The sequence below is a fragment of the uncultured Shewanella sp. genome (assembly GCF_947501225.1).
In the GTDB taxonomy this organism is placed as follows: Bacteria; Pseudomonadota; Gammaproteobacteria; order Enterobacterales; family Shewanellaceae; genus Shewanella.
On the sequence record NZ_CANMUW010000017.1, the window covers coordinates 47,821 to 61,640 of the forward strand.

Here is a 13,820-nt window from a genome sequence, read left to right on the forward strand (position 1 = left end):
CGACTTGATTTCGCTCATAAATTGGTGTGTCTCTGTTATTTAGTTGTTGCTATTTATGGTGGCGCTGGCACTATTTATGTGTGGCATAACCCAAAGGAGGGGGGAGTTTATGGTGAATCCTGTATTTCAGTTTTCCATTTTCAAATCGTATGAACCGGAGATTCGATGGCCGCTATTATAAGACTGCTTCACTCCCTGTTATCCAGCTTTAAGGATCTTATCCCCATCATTCTGGTGGTTGGTTTTTTCGAGATTTTTGTTCTGCAGCAGGCTCCGGATAACCTCTTCTCTATTCTTATCGGACTGATTTTCATCGTCTTTGGTCTAACATTTTTTGTCTTCGGTCTCGAGATGGGGCTGTTTCCTATCGGTGAATCCCTGGCTCAGGCGCTGGCGCGAAAGGGGAGTATCTTCTGGTTGGTGATCTTCTCGTTCTCTTTAGGGTTTGGAACCACATTAGCCGAGCCTGCGTTAACGGCCGTGGCTAATGAGGCGGCGCAGGTTGCTGCAGAAGCTGAAGCGATTGCGATGAACGAGGAGGCGATGGACAACTATGCTATGGGGCTCAGGTTAACCGTCGCAATCTCTGTCGGCCTGGCTATCCTGCTCGGAGTCATACGCATTCTTAAGGGGTGGCCGATCCACTATATGATCATCGGCGGATATGTGACTGTGATGATACTGACCAGCTTTGCACCGGAAGATATCATCGGCATAGCTTACGATTCAGGCGGTGTCACCACATCGACTATCACGGTGCCTCTGGTTACGGCTCTGGGGGTGGGTCTGGCGACGGTTATTAAGGGGCGTAATCCCATGTTAGATGGTTTCGGCTTGATCGCTTTTGCCAGCCTGACTCCTATGATCTTTGTTCTTCTCTACGGTATGGTGGTGCTTTGATGGAGATGTTAACCGATTTATTGACCACTTTTTTGTTGACCGTGAGAGACGTGCTTCCCATAGCGGTTATCCTGTTTGGCTTTCAGCTTGGCGTGTTGAAACGACCCATAGCAAACTTGCGTCAGGTCGTGCTTGGCTTTGTCTACGTGATCATCGGCCTGAGTCTGTTTCTGGTCGGCCTGGAGTTGGCTCTGTTTCCTATCGGTGAGAGCATGGCTGAGCAGCTGACCTCGCCGGAGTTTATTCACCCGGAAACGGGAGTCGATGAGCCCACCGTTTGGCAGGATTACCTCTGGGTCTATATCTTCGCCGCTGCAATAGGTTTTAGTACGACCATAGCCGAGCCCTCCCTGATCGCGGTAGCGATTAAAGCCAATGAGGTTTCCGCCGGGACCATTGGCGTGCAGGGGTTGCGGATCTCGGTGGCCATTGGTGTATCTTTTGGCATCGCCTTAGGTTGTTTTCGGATTGTCGTCGGCGATCCTATTCACTATTACATCATGGCCGGATATGTGGTTGTGGTGATCCAGACCTTCTATGCGCCGAAACTCATCGTGCCGCTGGCTTATGACTCAGGTGGTGTGACAACCTCGACGGTGACGGTCCCCTTAGTTGCAGCTTTAGGTTTAGGATTAGCAACCAATGTCGATGGCCGTAACCCACTTATTGATGGCTTTGGTTTGATCGCCTTTGCCAGCCTGTTTCCCATGATATCTGTGATGGGCTATGCGCAAATAGTGGAAATCATAAATAAGAGACGTTCGTTAAAGGAGCAAAAAGATGCGCTTTAAACTCATTATCGCATTCGTAGATGATGTCACTACTAACACTATTCTCGATGCTGCGAGAGAGGCGGGTGCGACTGGCGCGACAGTCATTAACCATGCCAGAGGCGAAGGTATAGAGAAGAAAAAGACCTTTATGGGGCTCTCTTTGGATGTTCAAAGGGATGTGATCCTGTTTTTGGTCGAAGAGCATATGAGCAGAAGCATTCTGGAAACGATCAACCGGGTCGGCGGGTTTGATATAAATCCGGGGCAAGGGATAGCGATTCAAATTGATGTCGAAGATGCCGTTGGGGTTGCCCATCAGGTTCAGATGATTAGTAAAGATATTGAGGATGAGTTATGAACCACCGCAAGATAGTCCGAAATTCAGATGTGATGACTAAGAAGTTTGTTATGGTTGACGGACTTCATACTGTCGCCGATGCCATTGAGCTCGCCAGTGCTCAGGATGTGAGAGTACTCTTGGTCAATAAGCGTAATGAGGACGATGAGTTCGGCATGGTGTTGATGAGTGATATTGCAAAAAAGGTACTGGCTAAAGATAAGGCACCGGAGCGGGTAAATATCTATGAGATCATGATTAAGCCGGTGTTATCAGTGAGCCCTGAGATGGATGTTCGCTATTGTGCCCGCCTGTTTGAGCGCTTCGGTATCACTAAGGCACCGGTGATCGAAGCCGGGAAGATTTTAGGGTTTGTCAGTTATCACGATCTGGTACTTAAAGGGATGATGGCCGAGAAGCAGTAACAGCGTAAGCAAGTGAAATGATAAAAAATAGCGACCAGATGGGTCGCTATTTTCAATATGTTATGCGAATCGATTATCCAGATAACTGATAATATCTGAAGATTCATACATCCAGCGTGTCTCGCCGTTTTCCTCTATTCGCAGGCATGGCACCTTAGCTTGGCCGCCCTGGCTGACAAGCCTCGCCTTGTGATCTTCCTGTTTAGCATCGAGTGTCTCGATATTGAGTCCCTGACGACGCATAGCGCGACGAACCTTGACGCAAAATGGGCAGGCTTTGTATTCGTATAGGGCTAATAACTTAGTTTCGGCATCAATTCTTAACTGTTCATCCTGTGGACGCTTACGCTTCTTTGGGGTAAAAATGAAATTAAGGATCAGTATGATACGGCCTAGAATCCAACGAACAATAAACATGAGCTACCTCTGAATAAGTCAAAATCCGCCAGAGTGTAACCCATGTCACAAAATTATTAAATCTTTTAATCTGCCCCTAATGTCAGCAGGGCCGCCTGTGACCCTTGATTGATATCGATGCGGCTGTCGAGCAGAAATATTCTGTTGGCAGGTATCTTACCGGCCTCGACAAGGTATGCTTTCACCGCTCTGGACCTCTCGCTTGCCAGTGCGCCTAACATATTGTCATCGATCACCTGTTGGTTAAGACAGGTGTTATAGAGTGCGATATGCCACTGAGTCAACAGCTGTGGCTCACTGAGTGTCTGCGCATCTGAGTTCCTGCTTATCTGTTGTTTCAGGACTTGCGCGTCTTGTTTTAACTCTGCTTCATACAGAGTTATCAGGGCTTCTGAGAGTAGCCCCTCTACCGGGTAGGTGCTGGGAGATAAGTTTTGAGGTAACTCCTCAACTTCAAGCTGGCTTATTTGAGCCAGTTTTTCTCTGAGGCCCTGCTCCTGAAGTATTCGGCTGTCGCTAGCGGAATCTATGGCCCCTTCGATACTTAAGGTCAGCTTAGGTCTGTCGGTAAGAGCGCTGGCAAGGGTTGCCAGTTTACGGCTCTGTTCATCGGATATCGTGGCGTCACCGGCACTGAATTCGATTCTGTCCAGCTCTTCATCATCACCGAATATTCCGGCAAGCAGGGTGAATGGTGCGGTAACGGCTTTAGTGATCACATTAGTTAAAGCTGTCATCACAATACTGCCCACGCTAAAGTCGGGGGAGTCCAGGTCGCCGGATACCTCCAGTCCCAAGTCGATAACCCCATGTCTGTCCTGTAACAGGGCGATGGCCAGGGTGACCGGCAGGCTGGTTGCCAGGCTGCTATCACTGGGTTCGCCGAGTTTTAACTGGTTGACGACGATATGGTTGCTGCCCTTTAGCTTATTTTCTTTCAGTTGATAGCTCAGTTCTAATGAGAGCTGCCCCTTATCGATATAATAGCCGGCATAGGTGCCCGAATAGGGGTTAACGGATGTGAGTTCAACGCTGTTGAAGTCGAGGTCCAGATCCAGATAGGGCTGCTCCAGTAACGGGTTAATTTCACCTTTGAGCGTGACAGGGGCGTATCTGTCAATTTTTCCCTCTATGTCGACCACCGCGGCTCTGTCTGATGTGGAGGAGAGTTGACTCACGCTTCCCTGAACCTGCTCAATACTCGCCGCAAAATTGGGTGTCAGTGAGTTATCGGCAAAGAAGGTCGAGCCATCGCTGACATTGATTTTTCCAATCTTAATCTCTAAAGGCGGTTGTTCGACCTGCGCTTGCTCTGCACTATTTGTACTGACTTCAGTTTGTGCCTGGCGCTCTGTCCTGTTTTCTGCCATGGCCTGGGGCGCATTCACAAACAGTTGCTGGAAGTTAGTGCTCTTGTCTTCAGCTATGATGATACGGCTGTATGGTTGGGAGAAGTTTATCTGAGCTATAGATAAACTCTGCTCAGCCTGTTGGAAGTTTAGCTTCTCTACCGCCATCGACTGCCATTTCAGCAGTGTCTTTCGATGAAGATTATCTTTGAGCAATAGCCCATCGACGGTGATATCCCCGTTAAAGCTGACATCGTCGGCAGAGCTGGCCTCTATGGTTCCGTTTGAATTGAAATTGCCATTTTTGACCGTGACATTGATATAGGGGGACAGATAGGGCTGTAGTTGACTCAAGGCAAAGTCTTTCAGTTGCAGATCTGCTTCTAAATGTGGTTGAGTGACCTCTACCTTACCGTTTGATATCAAGCTGCCTTGATCATTGATAGCCATATCCAGGCTGAATTCGATTGGCTCACGGAAGTCAGAGTAGACGGCACCGGTTGTCAGGTTAAGGGGGGCTATTCGCCATGGTGTCTTGTCTGTTATAAGACTTTCGCGGATGTTGAAGGCATACTCCTTCAATGAAAGCTCGCCTAAGGTCACAGACCAGGGGGATTGCTCATCGGCTTCCTGAATATCGAGAGGTTTCGATTCTGCCTCATCGACTTTAGAGATAAAATTCGGCATAAACAGTGGGATAATATCAATGCCATCTGAAGTGATCTGGGCGTTCAGATCCAGGTTCTGGCTATGTAGCCGTTTGATCATCAGCGCTTTATCATTGAGATTAAGTGCTATACCGTCCAGTGCCAGCCGCGGCAGGCTGATAAGAGGATGTTCTTCATGGGTAAACAGGATATTGTCTAAAGAGAGGCCACCTTGGTTGGTGATTACCTGAACAGAGCCACCCTCTGTCGATGTTTGAGATGTGATCTCAAAATGGCTATTGAGGTTTAACTGTCCGGCTTTTAGGGTTGCCTGTACATTGTCTGAGATAAATGACCAAAATTGTGGCAGTTTTATCGCGGTTAACTCCAACTCACCAACGACATTGAAAGGGGAGAGTTGTATCTGTCCCTGTGTGGAGATCTCGCCACCTTCGTCACCGACGAAATGAATGGAAAAGTGATTACCCGAAGCGTTACTTGCTATCTCATTTAGGGTATCGAAACCTTTCACTTTCAGGTTTACCGCGGGGTAACGTATCAGGCTGTTGGTAACGTCATCGGTATACAGCAGATCGGCGTCAATAATCGACAGGTTTTTCACTATGATATGGGGTGAACCGTTCGGTTTATCCGATGCTTTCTGGGGGGAGCCCTCGGAGCTTGCCAGTTCAGTCAAGATGTCTGAAAAGTTGAATCGAATCTCTTGTGGAACATTTAAACGTGTAGCATAAACGAACGGAGTATCTAATGTCACATCGTTAATGCTGATCGCTCCATTGAAGAGGGAGTGCCAAAATCGAAGCTCAAAACTCAGCTTATCGAAACCGATGAAATCACCGTTATCAGTCTCATCGACTCTGAACCCGCTCAGAGATACGTTAAGCGTGAAGGGGTTTATCTTGACCTCATCAAGCTGGACCGGTCTTTTAAGCATAGTGCCCAACTGAGCCGGAAGCTGCTTTTCTATGCCATAGGGCACAGCCAGCCCTAAGATAGTGGTGAAGAGGAGATACAGAGCAGTTAAGGTAGAGAGGTATCGCTGATACTTAGGTAGCTGTTTATATTTCTTTGACAGACTACTGAATTTTTCCCTAATAGCGAACATACTTACCTTATCATCTATAAATAACTTTGATCCTTTTGCTAGTTTAGCTAACTTGATAGATTTGTAATAGAAATCTCTGGTAAAAAGAAACTGCTTGCTCGAATTCGAGTCAACTTTCAAAGCTGAATATTTAATAAGACTGGTATAACGCAGATGACGAAATTCTATTTTGATGGGCAGGGAGTCGATGCATTGCCCGATGAGACAGTGTTAGATGCCCTGCTACGGCAGGGGCATCCGGTTAATTATTCATGTAAGAAAGGCAGATGTAAGACCTGTTTAGTACAACACCTTGAAGGGGAGTTAACCGCGGGGGCTCAGAGAGGGTTAAACTCTCGTTTAAAAGAGAGCCATTACCTCTGCTCCTGTCAGTGCAGGGTGACCGAGGGGCTGAAACTGAAGTCATTATTGGCTCAGGACCTGTTTATTCCGGCGAAACTCTACTCTAAAGAGTATCTGTCAGACTCCGTCGTTAAGCTGAAGATAGAGGCGGCAGAGAAAATTGAACACAGAGCGGGGCAACACATCAACCTGCGTCGTTTTGATGGTTTGACCAGAAGTTACTCTGTCACCAACGGGGCTTATTCTGAGTTCATCGAACTGCATGTCAGGAGAAAGTACAACGGGCAGTTCAGTGACTGGCTATTCAATCATGCCAGCACAGGGGAGAATATTTTAATCCAGGGACCATGGGGAGATTGCTGTTATTCGCCTGATTATATCGATGACAGCTTGATACTAATCGGTAACGGTACTGGCTTAGGGGCTGTGTATGGGATTGCCAGAGACGCATTGATGAGCGGGCACAGAGGAGAGATATTTCTGTATCATGGCGCTAAAACATTTGAGCAGTTGTATCAACATTCAACCCTGCTGAAAATGATGATGGAGTATAGAAACTTTACTTATCAGGCCTGCATCGAGAGTGATACTGAGGGAGAAGAGCATCTTTCGAGCCGGGTGATTTTAGGAAACCCATTCGATGTGGCCATGAGTAGGCACCCCTTCGACACGAGAATGCCTTGTGATAGTCAAAATCGCTTTTATCTGTGCGGTGAACCCGGCTTTGTCTCAATCGGGCAAAAAACGATATTTTTAAATGGTACCCCCTTGGATCGGGTACATGTGTTATCTTTCGATTATAAAGATCTCAGGAGTCGGCCACGAGATTAACTATTCGCTCTTCTTGTTATCGTCTACCGCAGACTTAAGGTAACTTATTGCGGCTATGACTGCCCCTTGAGGGTCTTTTATCCAGCAGAACCGGCCTACGTGGGGAATATCTTCCGGGCCGTATAAGATTTCACCTCCCAATGATTTAGCCTTTATAGCGACCCTGTCTATATCTTCTACTGTGATATAGCCTGTCCAGTGACTCGCCTGTTTAGGACAGGGGTTGGGGGTGATCCCACCGATAGCAACACCTTGATTTTCAATGATGTGATAGGGACCATGTCCCAAATGCATGGTTTTGAACTTCCAGCCAAAGACCTCTGCGTAAAAGCTGATGGAATCTCCGCAATGGTTTGACGTTAACTCATGCCAACTTAGCGCTCCAGGTGTCGTGAAAGGTGAGCCCATTTTTAGCTCCTTAATGAGCAACATATTATGAATATAGTGTAGTTCAGCCATAAAATTTTAAAATATTGTTTTAAGCTAATAAAAGCACTAATCTATGGTAAGCTGATGTTATAGAAAGAGAAGCTACCGGTCTAATTCAGATTTAGAGTTATGTTCTTGCCGTCGCTGAGCTATGTGGCGCGCCATTTCAAGGAATGAAAATGCAGATACGAATAGCGATTGAGGACGATCTTGAGCCTTTAGCATTAATGTTTAATGAGTACAGAAAGAGCTTAGGGCGGGAGTCTGATCAGCAAGGGGCTAATGAGTTTATCGAGTCCAGATTACGGGAAAATGATTCGGTGATATTTATAGCCATACTTGCCGGAGAATCAGTTGGATTTATTCAGTTATACCCCTCATTTTCATCCAGCCTGCTAAAACCCCTGTGGTATTTTGATGATCTTTTTGTGGTTGAGCCATTTCGTGAGCAGGGAATCGCCAGAGAGTTGGTCAATAAAGCCAAGGAGCTTGCAGATGAAACTCAGGTCCTCGCCGTTCGCAGGGAAAGGCTGGAGGGGGACGGGTTTGTACTCATCGATTCATTTTCCATTTGATTAATGCTGAGAACAATATGGTATTATTGAACGCTTAGTTAATTTTGGAGCTAGTAGGTTGAATAAGAGCGTTACTACAAACCTGATCGCAGCCGTATTGGTTATGTCTGGTTATTTCTTTGCATCCCCTGTTTTTATCAGTATTGGTCTGTTTGCACTCTCCGGAGCCGTTACAAATTGGCTTGCCATCCATATGCTGTTTGAGAAAGTCCCCGGCCTGTATGGTTCCGGCGTCGTACCCTCGCGTTTCGAAGAGTTCAAGGAGGGGATCCGTCACTTGATGATGAAGCAATTCTTTACCGATGAGAATATCGATCGATTTTTGTCGGAGCAGGGGAGCGGTGAATCCCATATCAATTTACAACCTGTGATCGAACAGATAGACCTTACGCCGGCATTTGATGCCTTAGTCACAACGGTTGAGCAATCATCATTGGGGGGCATGTTGGCGATGTTTGGCGGGAGTGAAGCGATTACGCCATTGAAGGAGCCCTTTATCGAGAAGATGAAAAGCTCTTTGGTCGAAGTATCCCAAAGTGAAGAGTTTTACTCCCTGCTTAAGGGGGAGTTAGAGCAGCCCGATGTGCTCGATGATATGCGCACTAAAATCGATGAAATTGTGACCCAGAGGCTCAACGAGCTGACACCGCAATTAGTCAAAGAGATCATCCAGGAGATGATAAAGGAGCACCTGGGGTGGCTGGTCGTCTGGGGTGGTGTTTTCGGTGGCGTTATCGGCTTTATCGCGGCAATGCTAAAGATCTGATATTCAGTGCTTTAATATAGTGTCACCGCTAATGTGAATTGGGAGCTTATGCTCCCTTTTTGTTGCCTGTGAAGCTATGCTATAAGGGAGATAAAAGGAACGTTCACTCAGGGAGCTGACATGGAGCAACATAACAAGATCAACTATCTTGAAATTCCGGTAAGAGATCTGACTCAAACCAAAACTTTCTTTAGTCAGGCATTTGGTTGGGATTTTACCGACTACGGGCCTGAGTACTCCTGTTTTAACCATGCCGGGGTAGCCGGAGGCTTCTATCTGTCGCCACATGCTTTCGAGTTGAAAACCGGCTCTGTGCTTATCGTTATCTATAGCGATGAGCTGCTTGACTCAATTGCCGACATCGAAGGTGCCGGCGGGACGATCACTAAGCCGATATTTTCATTTCCGGGCGGAAGAAGGTTTCATTTTAAAGATCCTAACGGGAACGAGTTCGCTGTCTGGTCCGAATGATATCTCGGCCTTGACTCGCAAGGAGAGTACTCTTTCATTCATCAGGGTACCCGAAAAAAAGACGTCAGAGTGACTCCACAGCTAAGCATAATTGAAGGAATTGATACTATGCCCCATTGCATCATCGAATACTCGGCGCCACTGGCTGATAAGATAGATATAAAACATTTGATTCAACGGGTTCATCACGGTGCGATTGACGCCGAGCTGTTTGAACGCTCGGCCATTAAGACCAGGGCGATTCGTTGTGAAGATTATCAGGTGGGTGATAACCACTTAGGTAGTTTTATCCATATCACAATCAAGATCATGCCCGGGCGAACCGATGAGCAGAAACATCATCTGTTGACGACAGTTTATGATTCTATTGCTGCTGAAACATCTTGTGTATGCAGCCTGACGCTTGAGGTGATAGATATCAATGCAAAGGCCTATGCTAAACACTTAACCAGCGGTCGCTGATCTGATATCGGATGCTTGCTTTAGCCTTGGTTTGCAAACCTATAGGTAAGCAGGTAAGAAAGCGGTGGTTTTAAAGATTACCACCGCTCATATATTGATTAAAACACTTTGATTTTAGTGTTTTTCGATTAATAGGCCTGCTCATGAACAGAGCGTACCGCACGTCCCGACGGGTCGATGATCCCCTGCAGGCTCTCGTCCCAGGCCAACGCCTCAGGTGTCGAGCAGGCTACCGACTTGCCACCCGGTACCGTCTCGGCGGCACTAGGCAGTGGGAAGAGCTCCTCGAAGAAACAGCGATAGAAGTAGGCTTCCTTAGTTTCAGGAGTGTTGTATGGGAATCTGAATTTTGCGTTTGCTAACTTCAGATCGTCAACTTTCTCTTCGGCCAGATCTTTGAGCCCGTCGATCCAGGAGTAGCCAACACCATCGCTGAACTGCTCCTTTTGACGCCATGCAACTTCCTGGGGCAGCTTATGTTCGAAGGCCTGGCGAAGAATATGCTTCTCTATACGACCCGCTTTAGACATCTTGGCTTCCGGGTTGATACGCATGGCAACATCCATAAACTCCTTATCAAGGAAAGGAACACGAGCCTCCAGCCCCCAGGATGCCATCGCCTTGTTGGCGCGCAAGCAATCGAACAGGTGCAGTTTATCGAGTTTACGTACTAACTCCTCGTGAAACGCCTGAGCAGTTGGTGCCTTATGGAAGTAGAGGTAACCGCCAAACAGTTCATCGGCGCCTTCACCTGACAACACCATCTTGATGCCCATGGCTTTAATTTTCCTTGCCATCAGGTACATAGGTGTCGCCGCTCGAATGGTGGTGACATCGTAGGTTTCCAGATGGTAGATCACATCTTTAATTGCATCTATACCGTCCTGGAAGGTGAAGGTGATCTCATGGTGAATCGTGCCGATAGAGTCGGCTACTTTCTTAGCGGCAATTAAGTCCGGAGCGCCTTCGAGTCCGACAGCAAATGAGTGGAGCTGTGGCCACCATGCACTGCTTTCGCCATCATCTTCGATACGACGCTTTGCATAAGTTTGCGTGATCGCCGAGATAACCGAAGAGTCCAGTCCGCCTGAGAGCAAGACGCCATAAGGGACATCGGACATCAGCTGACGTTTTACCGCGGCTTCGAGGGCATCTCTTAGCTCTTCGACGCTGGCAGGGTTGTCTTTGACTGCATCAAATTCCTGCCAGTCACGCTGATAGTAATGCACGTAACCTTCACTGCTGGTCATATAGTGACCGGGCTTGAACTCTTCGACCGTCTTACAAACAGGCATCAGGGCTTTCATCTCTGAAGCAACATAGAAGTTACCCTCTGCATCCAGACCCGTATAGAGTGGAATTATCCCCATATGGTCGCGACCGATCAGATAGAGATCTTTAGCCTTATCATACAGAACAAATGCGAAGATGCCGTTAAGCTTGTCCAGGAAGTCTGGTCCGTACTCCTGGTAAAGAGAGAGGATAACTTCGCAGTCGGAGTTGGTTTGATAGCTGTATTTATCACCCAGCTCGGCCTTGAGCTCTTTGTGGTTATAGATCTCGCCGTTTACGGCAAGGATGATGCTTTCATCCTGGCTGAGCAATGGCTGAGCGCCATGCTCGATATCGACAATTGCCAGACGCTCGTGAGCCAGCACGGCTCTTTCACAGCTATAGATCCCTGACCAATCTGGGCCACGATGGCGAAGAAGTTTTGACATCTCCAGTGCAACCTGACGTAAGGGGGTGGAATCTGACTTAATATCTAAAATGGCGAAAATCGAACACATAGGCTAGCTCCAACAAAACGGTGTAAATCTCAATTGAGTATTACTGTGCCAGCAATTTTTGTTTTTGCCAAATCTGAAATTAATAAATCATCGGTAATTTGGCGTTTATCGGGGTGGATTTCTTGGTGTGTCGATGTTTGAAATGGCGTATCTTCAATATTGTCTGTTATTTGATGAGAATTATTCAAATTGCTTTCACTGGGCGGCAAATAATTTCATTATTATCAGTGAAACCATTATTGTTTAAACAACGCCGGAAAACAGTTGATTAGTGTGATTTTTCTACAGGGATGTTTAAAAGTTGAACTCTGGCTGGTGGCGTTTTTTTAAGTCCGCAATAAAAAAGGCAGCTCAATTGAACTGCCCTGAATCAGAAACCCTGATTTAGAAACCAGTAGCGATTAATCTCCCAGCTTTGCGGTCACACCACTTTCATCTGATTTGGCCGCTCGCAGTGAATGAAACTCGGTTCCCCGGTAGTAACCGGGCCAATCGGCGTTGTTAGCAAGCATTTCTGCCGCATGGTAATAGACGGCGATATCTTCGAGGGCACCGCTAAGGTCCCAATCATCGCGGTATTCATCACAGGTGTTGTGGTAACAGCCTTTCATTATCTCTTTCATCTTGGCTTTATACTCTCTGGTGGGCTCATCGACAGGCTGACTGCCTCCGCCTGCAAATACCGCAGGTACCCCTTTCTGAGCGAAGCTGAAGTGATCCGAGCGGAAAAAACCACCCGATTCAGGGCGTCGCTCAGCTATTGCTACTCTTTTTTGAGGTTTCAAGGCTGCAATAAGGTACTGCTCTAATTCAGACTTTCCTTTGCCAATAATGGTGTAATCACTGGTTCTGCCATAGATATTAGTGCTATCGAGGTTGAATACGGCCACTGATTTGTCGATAGGGTAGATGGGGTTCGCCGCATAGTGTCGAGAGCCGAGCAGTCCCTGCTCCTCGCCGGTTGTGGCTATGAAGGTGAGGGAGCGCTTCGATGGGTTACCAATCTTGGCCTGCTTCGCAAACTGGCGGGCGATGGCAAGAATACCTGCGGTCCCCGAGGCATTATCGAGTGCGCCATTATAGATCTTATCCTCACTCCTGCTCTCATCGACGCCTATGTGGTCCCAGTGGGCGGTAAACAGGATATGCTCGTCTGCAGACTCCACGCCGGGCAGGGTAGCGACAACATTGTAGCTGTTGGCATATTCTGCACTGTTGGCAAATTGAATATCGGCGTTCTGCTTAAGTGGCAGGTTAACAGGGCTGTTTGCCGCTCGATCGCTGAGATTCTTTAAGGATATTCCGGCTCTGTCGAACAGCTCGGTTGCCGCATTAAGGGTTATCCAGCCTTCTACCTGAACCCGCTCTGCCTGTGTTTCTTTACTTTGGACAAGATCTTGTTGCGCGCCGGTCCAGCTGTTTTCAACCACTGACCAGGGGTAGGATGCGGGGGCCGTGTCATGAATGATGATGGCACCCAGAGCACCTTGTCTGCTGGCTTCCAGGTACTTATAGTCCCATCTGCCGTAGTAGGTCATCGCCCTGCCGTTAAACAAGCCCGACTCCGGTCTGGCAAAGCCAGGATCGTTAACCAACATGACGGCTATCTTGCCTGTCATGTCGATATCCTGATAGTCATTCCAGTCATACTCCGGGGCGTTAATGCCATAACCGACAAACACCAGTGGGGCATCTTTAATATCGACACCGCCATTGTCATGACGACTACCCAGTACGATATCTTCACGGTACTTAAGCTTAAGTCCGGCAAGGTTAACCGCTTGCGCATCCGATGCGGTGTAACTGACCATAGGCACGGCTTGCAGGTACTCGCCCTGGTTAGCGCCGGTTAAGCCCATCGCCTTAAAGGCCTGAGTCAGGTGATCCAGCGTGAGCTTCTCGCCGCGGGTGGTAGGCGCGCGGCCTTCAAATTCATCAGAGGAGAGGGTCTTAATATCTTCACGAAATTGGGTTTCATCGAAGCTGACCTGAGTTATTTCTGTCGAATCGGCTTGTGGCTCGATCTCAGACTTGATTGTTTGGCTGGGGTGTTGGCTACATGCACTGAGCAGTGCAAGCAGCGATAACGGAAGCAGTAATCGCATTATGGGTCCTGTTATTATTGTTATTTTGTTAGTTGTGGCTCGAAATGAGTGCTCAACAATATCGGCGGACATGAT

General features: G+C 47.6%; 15 protein-coding genes. 9 read left to right on the plus strand and 6 right to left on the minus strand.

What is annotated here, in order from left to right:
* The first annotated feature begins 165 nt into the window (after nucleotides 1-165).
* The 4 genes from Q1B47_RS18665 to Q1B47_RS18680 are packed head-to-tail and all read left to right on the plus strand — an operon-like array spanning nucleotide 166 to nucleotide 2,435.
* Entirely contained in the window at nucleotides 166-900 is a 735-nt protein-coding gene (locus Q1B47_RS18665) for a DUF1538 domain-containing protein (RefSeq protein ID WP_299797133.1), read from the plus strand.
* Nucleotides 900-1,691, plus strand: a complete 792-nt coding sequence (locus Q1B47_RS18670; protein ID WP_299797135.1) for a DUF1538 domain-containing protein — start codon at nucleotides 900-902, stop codon at nucleotides 1,689-1,691. Before Q1B47_RS18665 ends, Q1B47_RS18670 begins: the two co-directional genes overlap by 1 nt.
* The gene (locus Q1B47_RS18675) at nucleotides 1,681-2,031 is read left to right on the plus strand and encodes a P-II family nitrogen regulator (protein WP_299797138.1); all 351 of its coding nucleotides are present in this window, start codon (nucleotides 1,681-1,683) and stop codon (nucleotides 2,029-2,031) included. Before Q1B47_RS18670 ends, Q1B47_RS18675 begins: the two co-directional genes overlap by 11 nt.
* Nucleotides 2,028-2,435: a CBS domain-containing protein gene (locus Q1B47_RS18680; protein WP_299797141.1), complete on the plus strand. Its 408-nt coding sequence runs from the start codon at nucleotides 2,028-2,030 to the stop codon at nucleotides 2,433-2,435. Before Q1B47_RS18675 ends, Q1B47_RS18680 begins: the two co-directional genes overlap by 4 nt.
* 60 nt (nucleotides 2,436-2,495) lie before the next feature.
* Here the strand turns inward: Q1B47_RS18680 and Q1B47_RS18685 are convergent, their stop codons facing one another.
* Nucleotides 2,496-2,852 carry a glutathione S-transferase N-terminal domain-containing protein gene (locus Q1B47_RS18685; protein ID WP_299797145.1) on the minus strand — a complete coding sequence of 119 codons (357 nt, stop codon included), beginning with the start codon at nucleotides 2,850-2,852 and terminating at the stop codon, nucleotides 2,496-2,498.
* Between the two features lie 65 nt (nucleotides 2,853-2,917).
* Nucleotides 2,918-5,974 carry a DUF748 domain-containing protein gene (locus Q1B47_RS18690; protein WP_299797148.1) on the minus strand — a complete coding sequence of 1,019 codons (3,057 nt, stop codon included), beginning with the start codon at nucleotides 5,972-5,974 and terminating at the stop codon, nucleotides 2,918-2,920.
* A 153-nt stretch (nucleotides 5,975-6,127) separates the two neighbouring features.
* Between Q1B47_RS18690 and Q1B47_RS18695 the strand changes: the two genes are divergently transcribed.
* Nucleotides 6,128-7,147 (plus strand): 2Fe-2S iron-sulfur cluster-binding protein, encoded by a 1,020-nt coding sequence (locus Q1B47_RS18695; protein WP_299797151.1) that lies wholly within the window; start codon nucleotides 6,128-6,130, stop codon nucleotides 7,145-7,147.
* Here the strand turns inward: Q1B47_RS18695 and Q1B47_RS18700 are convergent, their stop codons facing one another.
* Nucleotides 7,148-7,555: a VOC family protein gene (locus tag Q1B47_RS18700; protein ID WP_299797154.1), complete on the minus strand. Its 408-nt coding sequence runs from the start codon at nucleotides 7,553-7,555 to the stop codon at nucleotides 7,148-7,150.
* A gap of 200 nt (nucleotides 7,556-7,755) precedes the next feature.
* On the opposite strand from Q1B47_RS18700, the gene Q1B47_RS18705 reads away from it, so the two are divergent.
* From Q1B47_RS18705 to Q1B47_RS18720, 4 genes are all read left to right on the plus strand, one after another.
* Complete coding sequence (locus tag Q1B47_RS18705; RefSeq protein ID WP_299797157.1) at nucleotides 7,756-8,151, plus strand: GNAT family N-acetyltransferase; 396 nt, start codon at nucleotides 7,756-7,758, stop codon at nucleotides 8,149-8,151.
* 58 nt (nucleotides 8,152-8,209) lie between these two features.
* Nucleotides 8,210-8,917, plus strand: a complete 708-nt coding sequence (locus tag Q1B47_RS18710) for a DUF445 domain-containing protein (RefSeq protein WP_299797160.1) — start codon at nucleotides 8,210-8,212, stop codon at nucleotides 8,915-8,917.
* 120 nt (nucleotides 8,918-9,037) lie between these two features.
* On the plus strand, nucleotides 9,038-9,388 hold the full coding sequence (locus Q1B47_RS18715) for a VOC family protein (RefSeq protein ID WP_299797163.1): 351 nt from the start codon (nucleotides 9,038-9,040) through the stop codon (nucleotides 9,386-9,388).
* 108 nt (nucleotides 9,389-9,496) lie between these two features.
* Nucleotides 9,497-9,850: a 5-carboxymethyl-2-hydroxymuconate Delta-isomerase gene (locus tag Q1B47_RS18720; protein WP_299797166.1), complete on the plus strand. Its 354-nt coding sequence runs from the start codon at nucleotides 9,497-9,499 to the stop codon at nucleotides 9,848-9,850.
* 128 nt (nucleotides 9,851-9,978) lie between these two features.
* On the opposite strand, the gene asnB is transcribed toward Q1B47_RS18720, so the two are convergent.
* The 3 genes from asnB to Q1B47_RS18735 form a co-directional block, all read right to left on the minus strand.
* The gene (gene asnB, locus Q1B47_RS18725) at nucleotides 9,979-11,640 is read right to left on the minus strand and encodes an asparagine synthase B (RefSeq protein WP_299797169.1); all 1,662 of its coding nucleotides are present in this window, start codon (nucleotides 11,638-11,640) and stop codon (nucleotides 9,979-9,981) included.
* Nucleotides 11,641-11,669: 29 nt separating this feature from the next.
* Complete coding sequence (locus Q1B47_RS18730; protein WP_299797172.1) at nucleotides 11,670-11,828, minus strand: hypothetical protein; 159 nt, start codon at nucleotides 11,826-11,828, stop codon at nucleotides 11,670-11,672.
* A gap of 213 nt (nucleotides 11,829-12,041) precedes the next feature.
* Nucleotides 12,042-13,745, minus strand: a complete 1,704-nt coding sequence (locus tag Q1B47_RS18735) for a M28 family metallopeptidase (protein ID WP_299797174.1) — start codon at nucleotides 13,743-13,745, stop codon at nucleotides 12,042-12,044.
* Nucleotides 13,746-13,820 lie beyond the last annotated feature (75 nt).

What these genes read in the sequence shown, in the direction of transcription:
- Q1B47_RS18735 (WP_299797174.1), bottom strand. Translation starts at nt 13,745, where the DNA reads ATGCGATTACTGCTTCCGTTATCGCTGCTTGCACTGCTCAGTGCATGT.
- Q1B47_RS18700 (WP_299797154.1), bottom strand. Translation starts at nt 7,555, where the DNA reads ATGGGCTCACCTTTCACGACACCTGGAGCGCTAAGTTGGCATGAGTTA.
- Q1B47_RS18715 (WP_299797163.1), top strand. Translation starts at nt 9,038, where the DNA reads ATGGAGCAACATAACAAGATCAACTATCTTGAAATTCCGGTAAGAGAT.
- Q1B47_RS18690 (WP_299797148.1), bottom strand. Translation starts at nt 5,974, where the DNA reads ATGTTCGCTATTAGGGAAAAATTCAGTAGTCTGTCAAAGAAATATAAA.
- Q1B47_RS18720 (WP_299797166.1), top strand. Translation starts at nt 9,497, where the DNA reads ATGCCCCATTGCATCATCGAATACTCGGCGCCACTGGCTGATAAGATA.
- Q1B47_RS18665 (WP_299797133.1), top strand. Translation starts at nt 166, where the DNA reads ATGGCCGCTATTATAAGACTGCTTCACTCCCTGTTATCCAGCTTTAAG.
- Q1B47_RS18675 (WP_299797138.1), top strand. Translation starts at nt 1,681, where the DNA reads ATGCGCTTTAAACTCATTATCGCATTCGTAGATGATGTCACTACTAAC.
- Q1B47_RS18705 (WP_299797157.1), top strand. Translation starts at nt 7,756, where the DNA reads ATGCAGATACGAATAGCGATTGAGGACGATCTTGAGCCTTTAGCATTA.
- Q1B47_RS18670 (WP_299797135.1), top strand. Translation starts at nt 900, where the DNA reads ATGGAGATGTTAACCGATTTATTGACCACTTTTTTGTTGACCGTGAGA.
- Q1B47_RS18680 (WP_299797141.1), top strand. Translation starts at nt 2,028, where the DNA reads ATGAACCACCGCAAGATAGTCCGAAATTCAGATGTGATGACTAAGAAG.
- Q1B47_RS18685 (WP_299797145.1), bottom strand. Translation starts at nt 2,852, where the DNA reads ATGTTTATTGTTCGTTGGATTCTAGGCCGTATCATACTGATCCTTAAT.
- Q1B47_RS18695 (WP_299797151.1), top strand. Translation starts at nt 6,128, where the DNA reads ATGACGAAATTCTATTTTGATGGGCAGGGAGTCGATGCATTGCCCGAT.
- asnB (WP_299797169.1), bottom strand. Translation starts at nt 11,640, where the DNA reads ATGTGTTCGATTTTCGCCATTTTAGATATTAAGTCAGATTCCACCCCC.